We start from the raw sequence: 13,829 nt of genomic DNA, 5'->3' as shown, positions 1-13,829 counted from the left end.
CTGACGAAGGATCATGAAGTCGGATGAGCGGTGATCTTCGTGCGTGAAGTGTCCGAGCGATCACGAGAGGTGACATTTTGGCTTGTCGGCGCAGCTGGGAGCAGGCGTCTCAATATCAAGAGAGTTCCCTTGCATGCAAATTGGTGCTGGACGCGACCGATTGATAGTGCGCCGCGTTCACACATCAGAAGGAGCCGCGGGGAGCGATGTGGACGCGTGCACGCGTTCACGAGCGGGTGAGGGCGGAGCGCATGCGCGTGACGCAGCCGCCGCTGTAACCGTTGCGTGACCTCCGCCACATTGATGAGAGGCCTCTGAGAACCGGGCTTGGCCACTTGTCCCAACCGGTGGTAGGCGCGGGGCAATTCGGACGTAAACGCGAAAGTGCGTGATCACGTCCATGATGGGGTGCGTCCGCAATGTCCGTTACGGCGTCAATAAAGAACGCCACGCCCGGGATTCGGGCCGCCCGTTGAACAACTGTGGCGCACCACACGTTTCTTGAAGGTATGGAGGAGCCCCTGATACCGGTTGTTCTCATGTCCCACACCGCTCACATACGCAGCCACCGGAAGCCCCGCCGCAGCGCGACGACATCGATCGCCGTGCGCGCCGGAGTTGCCGGTGGCGTCCTCAGCATGGCGGCGGCGGGCGCGTCGGCCTCGGCGAGCGCCGCCGAGACGACGCAGACCCTCGAACTGCCCGCCCTGACGGCCGATCTGGCCGCCCAGGTCGCCCAGTCCGCGGACGCCACGCAGCAGGCGGCCGCGAACTACGAGCTCCAGGCCGAGCGCGACGCGGCGGCCGCCGCGGCCGCCAAGGAGGCCAAGAAGGACCTCGCTGAGGCGAAGAAGAAGGCCGAGGCCAAGAAGAAGGCCGAGGAGGCCCGCAAGGCCGCCGCGGAGGCCGCCGCCTCGCGTTCCTCGGAGCGGACCACCCTGTCCACCACCACGACCGCCTCGGCGCCCGCCAGCGGCTCCGTCGCGACCGTCATCGCCTTCCTCAAGGCACAGGTGGGCGACGCCTACGTCATGGGCGCCACCGGCCCCAACGCGTGGGACTGCTCCAGCCTGGTCCAGGCCGCGTTCAAGCAGGTCGGCGTCGACCTGCCGCGCGTCTCGCAGGACCAGTCGATGCAGGGCACCGACATCCCGCTGTCGCAGATCCAGGTCGGCGACATCCTGTACTGGGGCGGCAAGGGCTCGGCCTACCACGTGGGCGTCTACATCGGTAACGGCCAGTACCTGGACGCGGCCAACCCGTCCAAGGGCGTCGTCATCCAGGATCTGTCGGGCTACCCGGCGTCGGGCGCGGTGCGCGTACTCTGACGAGAACGCACCAAACGCGCACACGCGTACGGAACGTCGGAAGGGCCGCAGCCGCTCGGGGGCAGCGGCCCTTCCGCCTTGCCCGGGACGGCCGTACGCCTTAGCCCAGGTCGAAGGTGTTCGGCAGACCCAGCCGGTAGCGCACCTCGTCGACGCGCTTCAGGGGCTCCATCTCGGGCGGCCGGAACAGCTCCCACACCTCACACCGCTCGGCGTCCGAATTGTCCGCGTCCAGCAGCGCGTTGACCGCCAGCCGCGCGGACTCGTTGGCGCCTTCCATGGTCGCCAGGTCGACGTCGGTACGGACGTAGTCGCCCGCGAGGAAGAGGTTCGGCACCTTCGTGCGGGCCGAAGGACGGTTGTAGAGCGTGCCCGTGGGGTGGATGAGGAGCTGTTCGCGGTTTCGCGGGTCCGGGCCGCCCACGCCCGTCACCGCCGGGTCCATGAACCAGCCGAGCCGGTCCTCGTCCGCGAGGGTCGTCTTTCCGGCGTCGTTGAGACCGTCCTTCAGCTGCGCCCACAGCTCGGCGACGATCTCGTCCTTCGTGCATTCCTTGGCCGTCTTGCCGTACAGGATGCCGGGCTTGTCCCATTCCGAGATGATCGCGGAGAGACAGTCGCGGGCCTGTCCGTCGCCGTAGTCGCGCGGGAAGTCCCGTCCGGGCCAGAACTGGGCCTGGCCGACGGCCGTCACCGACCAGGGTGAGTCGAGGCAGTTGATGTGGCCGTGGACCACCGGCTTGGGCGTGCGGAGGTAGAACATCACCCCGGTCATCCAGTCGGTCCGCAACGCGTCGCAGCGCGCCAGCTGCGGATCCGCCGCGCGCAGGGCCGGGCCCCAGGTCACGCGCGCGTGCTCGACGGGCAGCGCGCAGACGTAGTGGTCGGCGGTGACGGTACGTTCGTCGCCGCCGTCGCGGGCCGAGACGCGGACGCCGGTCACCCGGCCGCCGGCGTACAGGATCTCCCGCACCTGGGTGCCGAGGGCGAACTCGACGCCCAGGGAGCGCAGGTGCCGTTCCCACGGGTCGATCCAGGCCTCGCTGGTGGGGGCGTTCAGGACCCGGTCGACGTCGGCGTCGCCGTCCATGCCGCGACCGAGCAGGCCCCACAGCAGCAGGGCCTCGATGATGACGCGGCCGACGGTCCGGGTCGAGGCGACCTCCGCGCGGGTGGCGACGAGGTTGCGGGTCTGTCCCACGCCGAGGACCGTCCGGTACTCCTCGCTCATCTCCTGCGCGCGGATGAAGTCCCACCACGCGACCTTCTCCCACTGCCCCTCACGACGGGCGTCGCAGCTGGTGAGGTGGACCAGGAGCCGGTCGGCGAAGTAGGCGGCCTCGTGGGCGGGCAGGCGGGTGCCGAGGTCCAGGACGGAGAGGATCTGGTCGCGGATCCAGGACGGGGTGAGGGTGCCGAGCGGGGGCACGGTGGTGGCGCGGCGCAGCGGGAAGTGCAGGTCGGGGCGGCCGCCGGAGCGGGCGAACAGGGCCTCCGTACCGCTGACGAGGTTGTCGTGGACGCCGTGCGCGTTGCCGGGGACGGGGATGCGGCGCATCGTGTCCGGCAGGTTCCGGTAGAAGCCGGGGAAGAAGCGGAAGCCGTGTTCGGCGGGGAGGTCCGCGCGGCCGCCGGCCGCCGTGCCCGGGACCGGCATCGAGCGGGCCTTGCCGCCGAGGGCGTCGTAGTACTCGTGGACGGTGACGGCGTAGCCGCGCTCGGCGAGTTCCTGGGCGGCGCTCAGCCCGGAGACCCCGCCGCCGAGGACCGCGACCCGCTTGCCGGAAGCGGCGTGCGCGCCCCCGGCGGGCCATAACGCGAGCGCGCCCGCCACTCCCCCGGTTCCGGCCAGGAACCGTCTGCGGGTGTGGCCCTCGGGCTGCTGGATGTGTTCTGTTGTCATGGGCAACGGAGGGTAGGCAGGGGCCCCGGAGGCCGGAAGCCCGCCGACCCACCGCCCACAGCATCCACACAACGAGGAGAAACCCACTCATGCCCAGCGTGTTCGTACAAGGCAGGCCCGTTGACTCATATCCGCCCCTCGCCCCCGACGCCCGGCGCGGCCGGGTACGGCGGATCACGGAGGTCGGTGAGGAGGTCCTGCACAAGCCGTGCCGGGACGTGACGGAGTTCGGGCCCGATCTCGCCGCGCTCATCGACGACATGTTCCTGACGATGTACATCGCCGACGGCTGCGGGCTCGCGGCGAACCAAGTCGGCGTGAATCTGCGCCTGTTCGTGTACGACTGCCCGGACGAGGACGGGGTCCGGCATGTCGGGCACATCGTCAATCCGGTCCTCGACCGGCTCGATCCGGCCGGGCGCCGGCTCCTCGACGACGGCGAGGGCTGCCTCTCCGTGCCGGGCGCCGTCATGGACGTACCGCGTCCGGACCGGGCCGTCGTGCGCGGGCTCGACAAGGACGGCGAGCCGGTCGTCATCGAGGGGGCGGGGTACTTCGCGCGCTGCCTCGCCCACGAGACCGACCACGTCAACGGGCAGGTGTACCTGGACCGCCTGTCCAAGCGGGAACGCAAGGACGCGCTGCGGCAGGTGGCGGACCGGCGGGAGGAGGTCCTCGCACGCCGGGCCGCCAACATCAAGGCGCTGAACGGCTAGTTCAGGCTCGCGGAGCCACCTTGCTCAACCCGTTGATGATCCGGTCCATCGCGTCGCCGCCCGTCGGGTCGGTGAGGTTGGCGAGCATCTTCAGGGTGAACCTCATGAGCATCGGGTGGGTGAGGCCGCGCTGGGCCGCGATCTTCATGACCTTCGGGTTGCCGATGAGCTTCACGAAGGCGCGGCCCAGCGTGTAGTAGCCGCCGTAGGTGTCCTTGAGGACCTGCGGGTAGCGCTGGAGCGCGATCTCCCGCTGGGCCGGCGTCGCCCTGGCGTGGGCCTGGACGATGACGTCGGCGGCGATCTGGCCGGACTCCATGGCGTAGGCGATGCCCTCGCCGTTGAAGGGGTTCACCATGCCGCCGGCGTCGCCGACCAGGAGCAGGCCCTTGGTGTAGTGCGGTTGGCGGTTGAAGGCCATCGGCAGGGCGGCGCCGCGGATCGGGCCCGTCATGTGCTCCGGGGTGTAGCCCCACTCCTCCGGCATCGACGCGCACCAGGCCTTGAGCACCTCGCGCCAGTCGAGCTCCTTGAAGGAGTCGGAGGTGTTGAGCACGCCCAGGCCGACGTTGGAGGTGCCGTCGCCCATGCCGAAGATCCAGCCGTAGCCCGGCAGCAACCGGGGTTCGGCGCCGCGGCGGTCCCACAGCTCCAGCCAGGACTCCAGGTAGTCGTCCTCGTGGCGCGGCGACTCGAAGTACGTCCGCACGGCCACGCCCATCGGCCGGTCCTCGCGGCGGTGCAGGCCCATCGCCAGGGACAGCCGGGTCGAGTTGCCGTCGGCGGCCACCACGAGCGGCGCGTGGAAGGCCACCTCGCGCTTCTCGCCGGCGTCGCCGAGCTTGGCGTGCACGCCGGTGATACGGCCGGTGCGGTCGTCGACGATCGGGGCGCCGACGTTGCAGCGCTCGTAGAGCCGCGCGCCCGCCTTCTGGGCCTGGCGGGCGAGCTGCTCGTCGAAGTCGTCGCGCTTGCGGACGAGGCCGTAGTCGGGGAAGGAGGCGAGGTCCGGCCAGTCCAGCTCCAGGCGGACGCCGCCGCCGATGATGCGCAGGCCCTTGTTGCGCAGCCAGCCGGCTTCCTCGGAGATGTCGATGCCCATCGACACCAGCTGTTTGGTGGCGCGCGGCGTGAGGCCGTCGCCGCAGACCTTCTCGCGCGGAAACGCCGTCTTCTCCAGCAGGAGCACGTCGAGTCCGGCCTTGGCGAGGTAGTAGGCGGTGGTGGAGCCCGCTGGCCCCGCGCCGACCACGATCACATCGGCGGTGTTTTCGGAGAGGGGCTCGGTCACGGCGGGATCTCCCCAAGTTCGAAATCTGCGTGCCGACCGGCACTGGACATGGGCAGTCTATTCAGCACGATTGATCACCCGGCTGAAGGGCTGCCCAGTGAACCGAGCTCTCCCCGTAGTACGGCTGCGTGTCCCCACCGACGAGGACGCCGTCGCCTGGCACCGGATCTTCGACGACCCGGAGGTCATGGAGTTCCACGGAGGCAGGTCGGCGGAGTTGTACGTCTACGAGGAACTCACCGCCCGCCAGCGCCGGCACGACGCCGAGCGGGGGTTCTGTCTGTGGACCATGGTCGACGAGAACGAGCAGGTCATCGGGTTCACCGGGGCCCAGCCATGGCCGCAGGACTGGGGGCCGAAGGGCGAGATCGAGATCGGCTGGCGGCTCGCGCGCCCGTACTGGGGCAAGGGGTACGCGACCGCCGCCGCGCAGATGACGCTGGAGCGGCTCCGGGCGGCGGGCGTGAAGAACGTCGTAGCGCTGGTCAGACCCGGGAACGAGCGGTCCGTCGCGGTCACCCGGCGGCTCGGCATGGCACTGGCGGAGACGTTCCCGCATCCGCGGTTGCCGGAGGACGCGCTGTGCTTCCGCCTTGATCTGTGACACAGAGTGATAATCGGCTACAGAAAAATACTCAGCGCTTCCAGGTAGCGCCCCTGTGCGGTTACCCTTCCAGTACCGCTGGGGGTGACATCTGTGCGAATAACACCCAAAACGCCCGAAGTGCGCGTCCCTCGTCTGGTCGGCCTGATGGCCGTCGACGCGCGCGAGACGGCCAGGGCACAGGGCCTGTTCATCAACGCCCCGGACCGGCAGGACTTCCACCTCGCCGTCGTCGACTATGTCGTACGCCAGTACCCGCAGCCCGGCGCCGAGGTGCCGCGGGAGTCGATGGTCTACGTCTGGTTCGACTTCGGTCCGGGTGACGGCGGCGGAGGCATCCGCGAGCCACGCCTGCCGAGGCCGTCGGGCGGAGGAATGCAACGCGAGCTGGACGAACCCGGCGACCCCTGCACCGTCGGGATCGGCCCGCCCTGACCCCTCAGCCGGCCTTGAACCCCCGGTGCAGGGCCACGACCCCGCCGGTCAGGTTCCGCCAGGCCACCTTCGACCAGCCGGCCTTCTGCAGGTGCTCGGCCAGCGCGGGCTGGTCGGGCCAGGCGCGGATGGACTCGGCGAGGTAGACGTAGGCGTCCGGGTTCGAGGAGACCGCGCGGGCGACCGGCGGCAGGGCGCGCATCAGGTACTCGGTGTAGACCGTGCGAAACGGCGCCCAGGTCGGGTGCGAGAACTCGCAGATCACGACCCGGCCGCCGGGCTTGGTCACCCGGTACATCTCGCGCAGCCCGGCGTCGAAGTCCTGCACGTTGCGCAGCCCGAAGGAGATCGTCACCGCGTCGAAGGTGTCGTCCCGGAAGGGCAGCCTCGTCGCGTCGCCCGCCGTCAGCGGCAGCCACGGGTGGTTCTTCTTGCCGACCTTGAGCATGCCCAGCGAGAAGTCGCAGGGGACGACATAGGCGCCGGTCCGCGCGAAGGGCAGGGACGAGGTGGCCGTACCCGCCGCCAGGTCCAGGATCTTCTGCGCGGGCCGGGCGTCGACCGCCTTGGCGACCTCCTTGCGCCACACCCGGTCCTGGCCGAGCGACAGCACGTCGTTGGTCAGGTCGTACCGTTCCGCCACGTCGTCGAACATCGAGGCGACTTCGTGCGGCTGCTTGTTCAGGGAAGCGCGGGTCACGGGCCCATTCTTGCAGCCGCCCCCGGGGAAGCGGCCGAGGCCCCGCTCAGGGAAGGAGCTTCGGCTTCTTCTTCCCCGCCACGTCCTCCACCCAGCCGCACGCCAGGACGAACCCCGCGATCAGCACCCACCCGATCCCGAACATGAACCACTGACTCTCCAGCGGCAGGTACTTCTCGAACGCGGGCACGTTCCAGAACCGGTCGATCAGCGGTACGGCGAGGATCAAGGCGATCTCGTGCCAGAGGTAGATCGTCACCGCGCGCGCGTTGAAGACCGTCACCACCCGGTCCAGCCGCCGGAAGCGGGTGAGCCACCCGAAGTCGATCCGGAAGTACGCCTTGGCCCACATCAGCAGCATCACGTACCCGGCCGACCAGAAGGCCTGCGCCAGCGGGATCTCGTCGAGGTCGTACGTGCCGACCTCGCCCTGGTGCGCGAAGGCGTACCAGCCGCCGTAGCCGAGCGCGGCGAGCGACAGGACGGCTACCAGCGCCGGCTTCATCTTCTGGAGCACGCCGTCGCGGTGCGCGAAGCCGAGGATCCAGCAGAAGAGGTACGTCGAGAAGTCCCACATCTCGTTGCCGAGCCGCCCCTCGGGGCCTGACCACACGAAGTTGAGAACCAGGATCGGCGCGAGGGACAGGAACAGCACCGGGAGGGGGGCGAGCCGGAAGACGCGCAGCAGCAGCGGGGACAGCAGCACGAACCAGAGATACGTCCGCAGGTACCAGAGGATCTCCCAGGCCTGGACGCCCCACTGGTTCCCCGGCGGATCTCCGAACGGCACGATCCAGAAGACGATGTTCCAGTGCGGCATCCAGCCGTGGACCAGCATCGCGAGGACCACGAAGAAGCCCCAGAACCAGAACGGGGGCAGGAGCCGCCGTAGCCGGCTGCGCACCACCTTCAGCGGCGGCCGCTCCAGGGACTTCGCCATCAGGGTGCCGGCCAGGCCGAACATGATCCCCATGGACGGGAAGACCATGCCGCACCAGGCCCACTCGAAGGTGTGATAGGTCACGACCCGGACGAGGGCGACGGCCCGGAGCGTGTCGAAGTAGCGGTCCCGGGCAGAGGGCTTGGGGCGCGAAGGGAGCTCAGGATCCCTGGAGTCGGCTTCCTCGGCACCCGGCACCGTCGGCTGTGCGGCGGTGGCAACCGACCCGCCTCTCCTGTGCGAACCCATCTCAGCTCACCCCCGCCGGTGTGCCGACCTCGCCGGTCCGCTTCAGCTTCTGCCAGCGCAGCCGGCCGCCTGTGAGGGCCGTGATGCAGGAGTGGATGAGGACGAGGTACATCATCTGCCGGTAGGCCAGTTGCTGGAGCGGCATCATCAGCAGATAGCGGTACCTCTCCTTGTCGAGGCGGAAGGCGTACGCCGCGCAGGCCAGTTGCACGCCGAGCACCGCGAGCCAGGCCAGCAGGGCCGCCTGGAAGTCGATGAAGATCATCGAGTACGCGGTGAACACGTCGATGAGAGGGGCGAAGACCGGCGTGACGATCTGGAAGATCACCACCAGCGGCATCCCGACCCGGCCGAAGCGGCCCGAAGGCCCCTTGTCCGTCAGGGACTTGCGGTGCTTCCACAGCGCCTGCATGGTCCCGTACGACCAGCGGTAGCGCTGCGACCACAGCTGCTTGAGCGAACCCGGCGCCTCCGTCCAGGCCTTGGCGTGCTCCTGGTAGACGACCCGCCAGCCCGCGCGGTGCATGGCGATGGTGATGTCGGTGTCCTCGGCGAGGGTGTCCTCGCTCATCCCGCCGACCTGCAACACCGCCTCCCGGCGGAACGCGCCGATCGCGCCCGGGATCGTCGGCATGCAGCGCAGCAGGTCGTACATCCGGCGGTCCAGGTTGAAGCCCATCACGTACTCGATGTGCTGCCAGGCGCCGATGACCGTGTCGCGGTTGCCGACCTTGGCGTTGCCGGCGACCGCGCCGACCTCGGGGTCGGCGAAGGGCTGCACCAGCTGGTGCACGGCGTCCGGCTCGAAGACGGTGTCGCCGTCCATCATGATGACGATGTCGTAACTGGCGTTGCGCACCCCGTTGTTGAGCGCGGCCGGCTTACCCGCGTTCTCCTGTCGGATGACCCGGACGTTGTGCATGCCGAGCTCGTACGCCGCGTCGCGCGCGATCTCCGACGTGCCGTCCGTCGAACCGTCGTCCACGACGATGATCTCGATCGGATGGGTGCTCCGCGCCAGCGACTTGAGCGTGTTGGCGATGCACTCCTTCTCGTTGTACGCCGGGACGATCACGCTCACCGGGCGGGTGACCGTCGGGCCCCAACTGAACCGGCGTTTGTTGCGCTGTCTGTAGTGGCGGCGGGCGAGGATCAGCATCATCCCGAACCGCCCCATCACCGCGACACCGACGACCATGAGACCGACCGACAGCGCGGGTACGGCGTACTCGGCGACGGCGACGGCCGCGAGCAGGGCCTTGCCCTCGTAGAGGGTCGCTTCGGTGGCCTCGCGGTGGGCGGCCTGGAGGTTGCCGCCACTGCCGCCGGCCACGCCGCCCTGCCCCGAAAGCCGCTGTCCGGCCATGGCGTTCGCCGACTGCTCCTTCTCCAGGACCCCGCTGATGGTGGTGAAGGTGTAGCCCTTCGCCCTCATCTTCTCGATGTACGTGGGCAGCGCCTTGATCGTCTGCGAGCGCTCGCCGCCGGCGTCGTGGAAGAGCACGGCCGCGCCGTTCGTCCTGGACGGCGTGGCCCACTTGACGATCTTCGAGACGCCCGGCTTCTTCCAGTCGTCGCTGTCGGTGTCGACGAAGACGCTGGTGTAACCGTCCTCGCCGAGCTTCTGGTAGACGGGCCAGCTGTAGTTGTCGATGGCGTCCGTCTCCGAGGAGTACGGCGCCCGGAACAGCGTGGTGGTGATGCCGGCCGCGCCCGCGAGAGCGAGCTGGGTCTGCTGCATCTCGCGGTCGACGCGGGCGTCGCTCTGGTAGGAGAGGTCGACGTGGGTGAAGGTGTGGATCCCCACCTCGTTGCCCTGCTCGACCATGTTCTTCACGATGTCCGGGTAGCGCGAGACCATCGAGCCGACCACGAAGAAGGTCGCGGGGACGTCGTACTTCTCCAGGATCTCCAACACCTTTGGCGTGTAGGTGGGGTTGGGGCCGTCGTCGAAGGTCAGCGCGATCGTCTTGTCCGGTACGGAGACGGTGGTCGCCTGTCCGCCGCGGAAGGACAGGATCGGCCCGCCGTCGAGGATCTTTTCCGGGACCTCGCTGGAGCTGGCCCCGTCACGGACGCGCTGGTCGCCGCCGACCTCGGCGCGCAGATAGCCGTCGAGCAGCATCACGCTCGTCAGCGCGAGCAGGAGCAGACCGGCGAGCAGGACGCGCGGCTTCTGGAGCGCGGCGGCCTTGCCCGCGGCGCGTCCCAGCCGGGAGGGGGCACGGCGGCGGCCGCGGGAGGGAGTCGTCGTAGTCATGACGGTGGCTGCGCTCCGGTCAGTTCGCGGTCGCGGTCGCGGAGGCGGACGGCGTGGGCACGCCCGAGGGCAGCGCGGGCGGCGAGCCGGTGGGCCGCACGCTGCCGCCGATACCGCCCTGCGGCTGGGTGCCGGGGCCGCCGTTGCCGTTCTGGGCGCCCGGGCCGCCCTGGCCGCCGCCGAAGGGCAGCAGCGAGGACGGGTTCGAGGTGCCGATGCCCATGAAGGCCAGGCCCAGGACGACGGCGTATCCGACACACAGGACGCCGACGAGGAGACCGATCCGGCGCAGCAGCTTGGAGCGGCGTCCGGAGTTGTCGACGAACACGGGTCCCTCGGCTGACTCGTCGCCGCGGCGTTTGCGGCGGCGACCGCGTTCGGCGCGCTTTTCGATGGCAGGCTCGGAATGCATTCCCCGGACGTTAGAGAGTCTTTATGTGTCAAAAACTCAGGGATCCATGTGAGACGCGTATGAGAAACGCCTTAACCTGTCTCTTCTCTGAGAGTTCGCTGGAACGGCTGCGTAACTCCGGTGGAAGGGAAAGGGGTTGATTGCCCTCTTTACGCGGCCGGATCGCCCGTTTTGTTCGCTCGTGCCCATGTGCCCTCTGTGTAAATCCTGTCCTCATGAAGCTCAGTCGCGTGTGAGACATTTCCACTCGGCCGACACAGTTTGTTTCCGTCCTGAGACAGAAATCACGAGAGCTGGTGCATGCGGAATGCGGCGTTTCCTGAGGCCGGCGGCAGGGCTGAGTTGCCTGTTTGCCCTGGCCACGGCGGGTTGTTCCTCGAACACCGACACCACCTCGGAAGCGACCCCGAGCCGGTCCGCCGAGGCGTCCGAGGAGACCGCCTCGAGCACCTCGTACGCCCCCTACGTCAGCGCCACGGAGGCCTCCGGCAACGACTCGGCCGGCTCACCGACGACGTACAACCTGGCCTTCGTGATCGCGGACGGCGGCAGCTGTACGCCGACCTGGAACGACTCGCACGCCATCGGCGACTCCTCGGTGGCGTCCCGGATCTCACGGCTCAAGGAGGACGGCGCGAGCGTGCGGGTGTCCTTCGGCGGCGCGTCGGGCAAGGAGCTGGCGGAGGCCTGCGACAGCGCGTCGGAGCTCGCGCAGGCCTACGGCGAGGCGCTCGACGCGGCCGGCTCCACCCAGGCCGACTTCGACGTCGAGGGCGACGCCCTGACGGACTCCGCGTCGGTGGAGCTGCGGTCGAAGGCGATCGCGCTGCTTCAGAAGGAGCGCGACGACCTGACCGTCTCCTTCACCCTGCCGGTCATGCCGTCGGGGCTGGACTCCGACAGCATCGCGTTGCTGGAGTCCGCCAACGACAGTTCCGTACAGGTCTCGACGGTCAACCTCATGACCATGAACTACGGCGAGACCTACGACGAGGACATGGGCGACTACGCGATCACGGCGGCGAAGGCGGCGCACACCCAGCTGATGGACGTCTTCGGGACGTCCGGGTCGACCGCGTGGCGGGCGATGGCGCTCACCTCGATGCTCGGGGTCAACGACGTCGACAACGAGACGTTCACCCTCTCCGACGCGGCCCAGGTCCGGTCGTTCGCCGAGGAGCAGGAGATCGCCTGGGTGTCGATGTGGTCGACCTTCCGCGACCAGCAGTGCGACGACGAGGGTGACGAGCTGACGAACTGCAGCGGGGTGAAGCAGAGTTCGGGCGCTTTCGCGAAGGCGTTCGCGGAGAACTGAGGGTTGCTCAGCGCCTGCGGTGGACCAGTCGGCCCGAGCAGACGGTTGCGACGCACTCGCCCTTGTCGTCGAAGACGGCCAGGTCGGCGCGGCCCACTTCCTTGATGCCGGTGGGCTGGGAGCGGGGCAGCACGACCACGTCGTTGCGCTCGGCGGCGGCGCGGAGTTCGGGGGTGTCGGCGTACCGCTCCAGGACCGCAACCGCACCCGACTTCAGTACGGCGTGGATACGTTCGCGAGGGCTCGGAGCGTCCGGGAGCGGGCCCTCGTGGATGCGGGCGGGGCCCAGGACGCCGGGCCACCTGCGGACCCGGGCGTTCGGGAACCGCTCGCGCAGCTCCTCCAGGGTCCCCACGGCGCCGACCCGGTCCCGTCCCACCAGGACCGCGCCGCCCTTGATCGGCTCCGAGGTCCAGGTGTACCGGACCTCGTCGGCGGCGTGAATCGTCTCCATCGGCGGGCTAGTTGGACGCGAGGATCTTCAGCTCGGGATGTGCCGTGCCGCCCTCGATCGCCGTCGAGGAGATGTGGGACTGGACGCGCGCGTCGACCGGGTCGTTCGCCGGGTCGTCGTGGACGACGAGGTGTTCGTACGTCGTGGAGCGCTGGGCCGGGACCCGACCCGCCGTGCGGATCATGTCGATCATCTCCTGGAGGTTGGAGCGGTGCTTGGCGCCGGCCGCCGAGACGACGTTCTCCTCCAGCATCACCGAGCCGAGGTCGTCGGCGCCGTAGTGCAGCGTCAGCTGGCCCGCGTCCTGGCCGGTGGTCAGCCAGGAGCCCTGGATGTGGGCGATGTTGTCCATGAAGAGCCGGGAGATCGCGATCATCCGCAGGTACTCGAAGATCGTGGCCTGGGTGCGGCCCTTGAGGTGGTTGTTCATCGGCTGGTACAGGTACGGGATGAAGGCCCGGAAGCCGCCCGTGCGGTCCTGGGTGTCACGGATCATCCGCAGGTGCTCGATGCGCTCGGCGTTGGTCTCGCCGGTGCCCATGAGCATGGTCGACGTCGACTCCACGCCCAGCCGGTGCGCGGTCTCCATGATCTCCAGCCAGCGCTCGCCGGACTCCTTGAGCGGCGCGATGGCCTTGCGGGGCCGCTCGGGAAGCAGCTCGGCGCCGGCGCCCGCGAAGGAGTCGAGCCCGGCGGCGTGGATCCGCTGGATCGCCTCCTCGGCCGACACCTTCGAGATCCGCGCCATGTGCTCGACCTCGGACGCGCCGAGGGAGTGGATCACCAGCTGCGGGAAGGCCTGCTTGATGGCGGCGAAGTGCTCCTCGTAGTACTCCACGCCGTAGTCCGGGTGGTGCCCGCCCTGGAACATGATCTGCGTGCCGCCCAGCTCCACGGTCTCCGCGCAGCGGCGCAGGATGTCGTCGAGGTCGCGCGTCCAGCCCTTGTCCTTGGCCTTCGGCGGGGCGTAGAACGCGCAGAACTTGCACGCCGTCACGCAGACGTTCGTGTAGTTGATGTTCCGCTCGATGATGTACGTCGCGATGTGCTCGGTCCCGGCGTACCGACGGCGTCGTACGGCGTCGGCGGCCGAGCCCAGCGCGTGCAGCGGGGCGTCTCGGTAGAGGGCGAGTGCCTCTTCAGGGGTGATCCGCCCACCGGCGGCGGCACGGTCGAGGACGGACTGAAGGTCGGCCTTCTCGGTCACCGGGCGTCCCTTTCG

At 69.2% G+C, this 13,829-nt stretch carries 13 protein-coding genes; 5 read left to right on the top strand and 8 right to left on the bottom strand.

Annotation, left to right across the window (positions count from 1 at the left end; genetic code table 11):
• Positions 1-509 precede the first annotated feature (509 nt).
• A complete protein-coding gene (locus ABKA17_RS41795) occupies positions 510-1,328 on the top strand; it encodes a C40 family peptidase (protein WP_353697647.1) in 819 nt (272 codons plus the stop codon).
• A 100-nt stretch (positions 1,329-1,428) separates the two neighbouring features.
• On the opposite strand, the gene ABKA17_RS41790 is transcribed toward ABKA17_RS41795, so the two are convergent.
• Positions 1,429-3,231, bottom strand: coding sequence for a hydroxysqualene dehydroxylase (locus tag ABKA17_RS41790; RefSeq protein WP_353697646.1), 1,803 nt, complete (start codon positions 3,229-3,231; stop codon positions 1,429-1,431).
• An 89-nt stretch (positions 3,232-3,320) separates the two neighbouring features.
• Between ABKA17_RS41790 and def the strand changes: the two genes are divergently transcribed.
• Entirely contained in the window at positions 3,321-3,947 is a 627-nt protein-coding gene (def, locus tag ABKA17_RS41785) for a peptide deformylase (protein ID WP_353697645.1), read from the top strand.
• Position 3,948: 1 nt separating this feature from the next.
• Here the strand turns inward: def and ABKA17_RS41780 are convergent, their stop codons facing one another.
• Complete coding sequence (locus ABKA17_RS41780; protein ID WP_353697644.1) at positions 3,949-5,238, bottom strand: geranylgeranyl reductase family protein; 1,290 nt, start codon at positions 5,236-5,238, stop codon at positions 3,949-3,951.
• Positions 5,239-5,335: 97 nt separating this feature from the next.
• On the opposite strand from ABKA17_RS41780, the gene ABKA17_RS41775 reads away from it, so the two are divergent.
• Positions 5,336-5,842 carry a GNAT family N-acetyltransferase gene (locus ABKA17_RS41775; RefSeq protein ID WP_353697643.1) on the top strand — a complete coding sequence of 169 codons (507 nt, stop codon included), beginning with the start codon at positions 5,336-5,338 and terminating at the stop codon, positions 5,840-5,842.
• Between the two features lie 120 nt (positions 5,843-5,962).
• Positions 5,963-6,277, top strand: coding sequence for a PASTA domain-containing protein (locus tag ABKA17_RS41770; RefSeq protein WP_353697642.1), 315 nt, complete (start codon positions 5,963-5,965; stop codon positions 6,275-6,277).
• A gap of 4 nt (positions 6,278-6,281) precedes the next feature.
• On the opposite strand, the gene ABKA17_RS41765 is transcribed toward ABKA17_RS41770, so the two are convergent.
• The 4 genes from ABKA17_RS41765 to ABKA17_RS41750 are packed head-to-tail and all read right to left on the bottom strand — an operon-like array spanning position 6,282 to position 10,838.
• Positions 6,282-6,977 carry a demethylmenaquinone methyltransferase gene (locus ABKA17_RS41765; RefSeq protein ID WP_353697641.1) on the bottom strand — a complete coding sequence of 232 codons (696 nt, stop codon included), beginning with the start codon at positions 6,975-6,977 and terminating at the stop codon, positions 6,282-6,284.
• Positions 6,978-7,023: 46 nt separating this feature from the next.
• Positions 7,024-8,166, bottom strand: a complete 1,143-nt coding sequence (locus tag ABKA17_RS41760; RefSeq protein ID WP_353697640.1) for an acyltransferase family protein — start codon at positions 8,164-8,166, stop codon at positions 7,024-7,026.
• Between the two features lies 1 nt (position 8,167).
• On the bottom strand, positions 8,168-10,426 hold the full coding sequence (locus ABKA17_RS41755; RefSeq protein WP_353697639.1) for a bifunctional polysaccharide deacetylase/glycosyltransferase family 2 protein: 2,259 nt from the start codon (positions 10,424-10,426) through the stop codon (positions 8,168-8,170).
• Between the two features lie 19 nt (positions 10,427-10,445).
• Positions 10,446-10,838, bottom strand: a complete 393-nt coding sequence (locus tag ABKA17_RS41750; protein ID WP_353697638.1) for a hypothetical protein — start codon at positions 10,836-10,838, stop codon at positions 10,446-10,448.
• Between the two features lie 307 nt (positions 10,839-11,145).
• On the opposite strand from ABKA17_RS41750, the gene ABKA17_RS41745 reads away from it, so the two are divergent.
• Positions 11,146-12,153 carry a chitinase gene (locus ABKA17_RS41745; RefSeq protein ID WP_353697637.1) on the top strand — a complete coding sequence of 336 codons (1,008 nt, stop codon included), beginning with the start codon at positions 11,146-11,148 and terminating at the stop codon, positions 12,151-12,153.
• 7 nt (positions 12,154-12,160) lie between these two features.
• On the opposite strand, the gene ABKA17_RS41740 is transcribed toward ABKA17_RS41745, so the two are convergent.
• Both ABKA17_RS41740 and mqnC read right to left on the bottom strand, forming a co-directional pair.
• Positions 12,161-12,607 carry an imidazolonepropionase-like domain-containing protein gene (locus ABKA17_RS41740; RefSeq protein ID WP_353697636.1) on the bottom strand — a complete coding sequence of 149 codons (447 nt, stop codon included), beginning with the start codon at positions 12,605-12,607 and terminating at the stop codon, positions 12,161-12,163.
• 7 nt (positions 12,608-12,614) lie between these two features.
• Positions 12,615-13,814: a cyclic dehypoxanthinyl futalosine synthase gene (gene mqnC, locus ABKA17_RS41735; protein WP_353697635.1), complete on the bottom strand. Its 1,200-nt coding sequence runs from the start codon at positions 13,812-13,814 to the stop codon at positions 12,615-12,617.
• Positions 13,815-13,829: the final 15 nt, after the last annotated feature.

This window comes from Streptomyces sp. RG80, assembly GCF_040446465.1.
Classification (GTDB): Bacteria; Actinomycetota; Actinomycetes; order Streptomycetales; family Streptomycetaceae; genus Streptomyces.
The sequence above is the reverse complement of the archived record's forward strand: the minus strand, read 5'-3'. Positions and strand labels throughout refer to the sequence as shown.

Coding starts and splice junctions, on each gene's coding strand:
- ABKA17_RS41750 (WP_353697638.1), bottom strand. CDS start 10,838: ATGCATTCCGAGCCTGCCATCGAAAAGCGCGCCGAACGCGGTCGCCGC.
- ABKA17_RS41795 (WP_353697647.1), top strand. CDS start 510: ATGGAGGAGCCCCTGATACCGGTTGTTCTCATGTCCCACACCGCTCAC.
- ABKA17_RS41790 (WP_353697646.1), bottom strand. CDS start 3,231: ATGACAACAGAACACATCCAGCAGCCCGAGGGCCACACCCGCAGACGG.
- ABKA17_RS41755 (WP_353697639.1), bottom strand. CDS start 10,426: ATGACTACGACGACTCCCTCCCGCGGCCGCCGCCGTGCCCCCTCCCGG.
- ABKA17_RS41740 (WP_353697636.1), bottom strand. CDS start 12,607: ATGGAGACGATTCACGCCGCCGACGAGGTCCGGTACACCTGGACCTCG.
- ABKA17_RS41760 (WP_353697640.1), bottom strand. CDS start 8,166: ATGGGTTCGCACAGGAGAGGCGGGTCGGTTGCCACCGCCGCACAGCCG.
- ABKA17_RS41745 (WP_353697637.1), top strand. CDS start 11,146: ATGCGGCGTTTCCTGAGGCCGGCGGCAGGGCTGAGTTGCCTGTTTGCC.
- def (WP_353697645.1), top strand. CDS start 3,321: ATGCCCAGCGTGTTCGTACAAGGCAGGCCCGTTGACTCATATCCGCCC.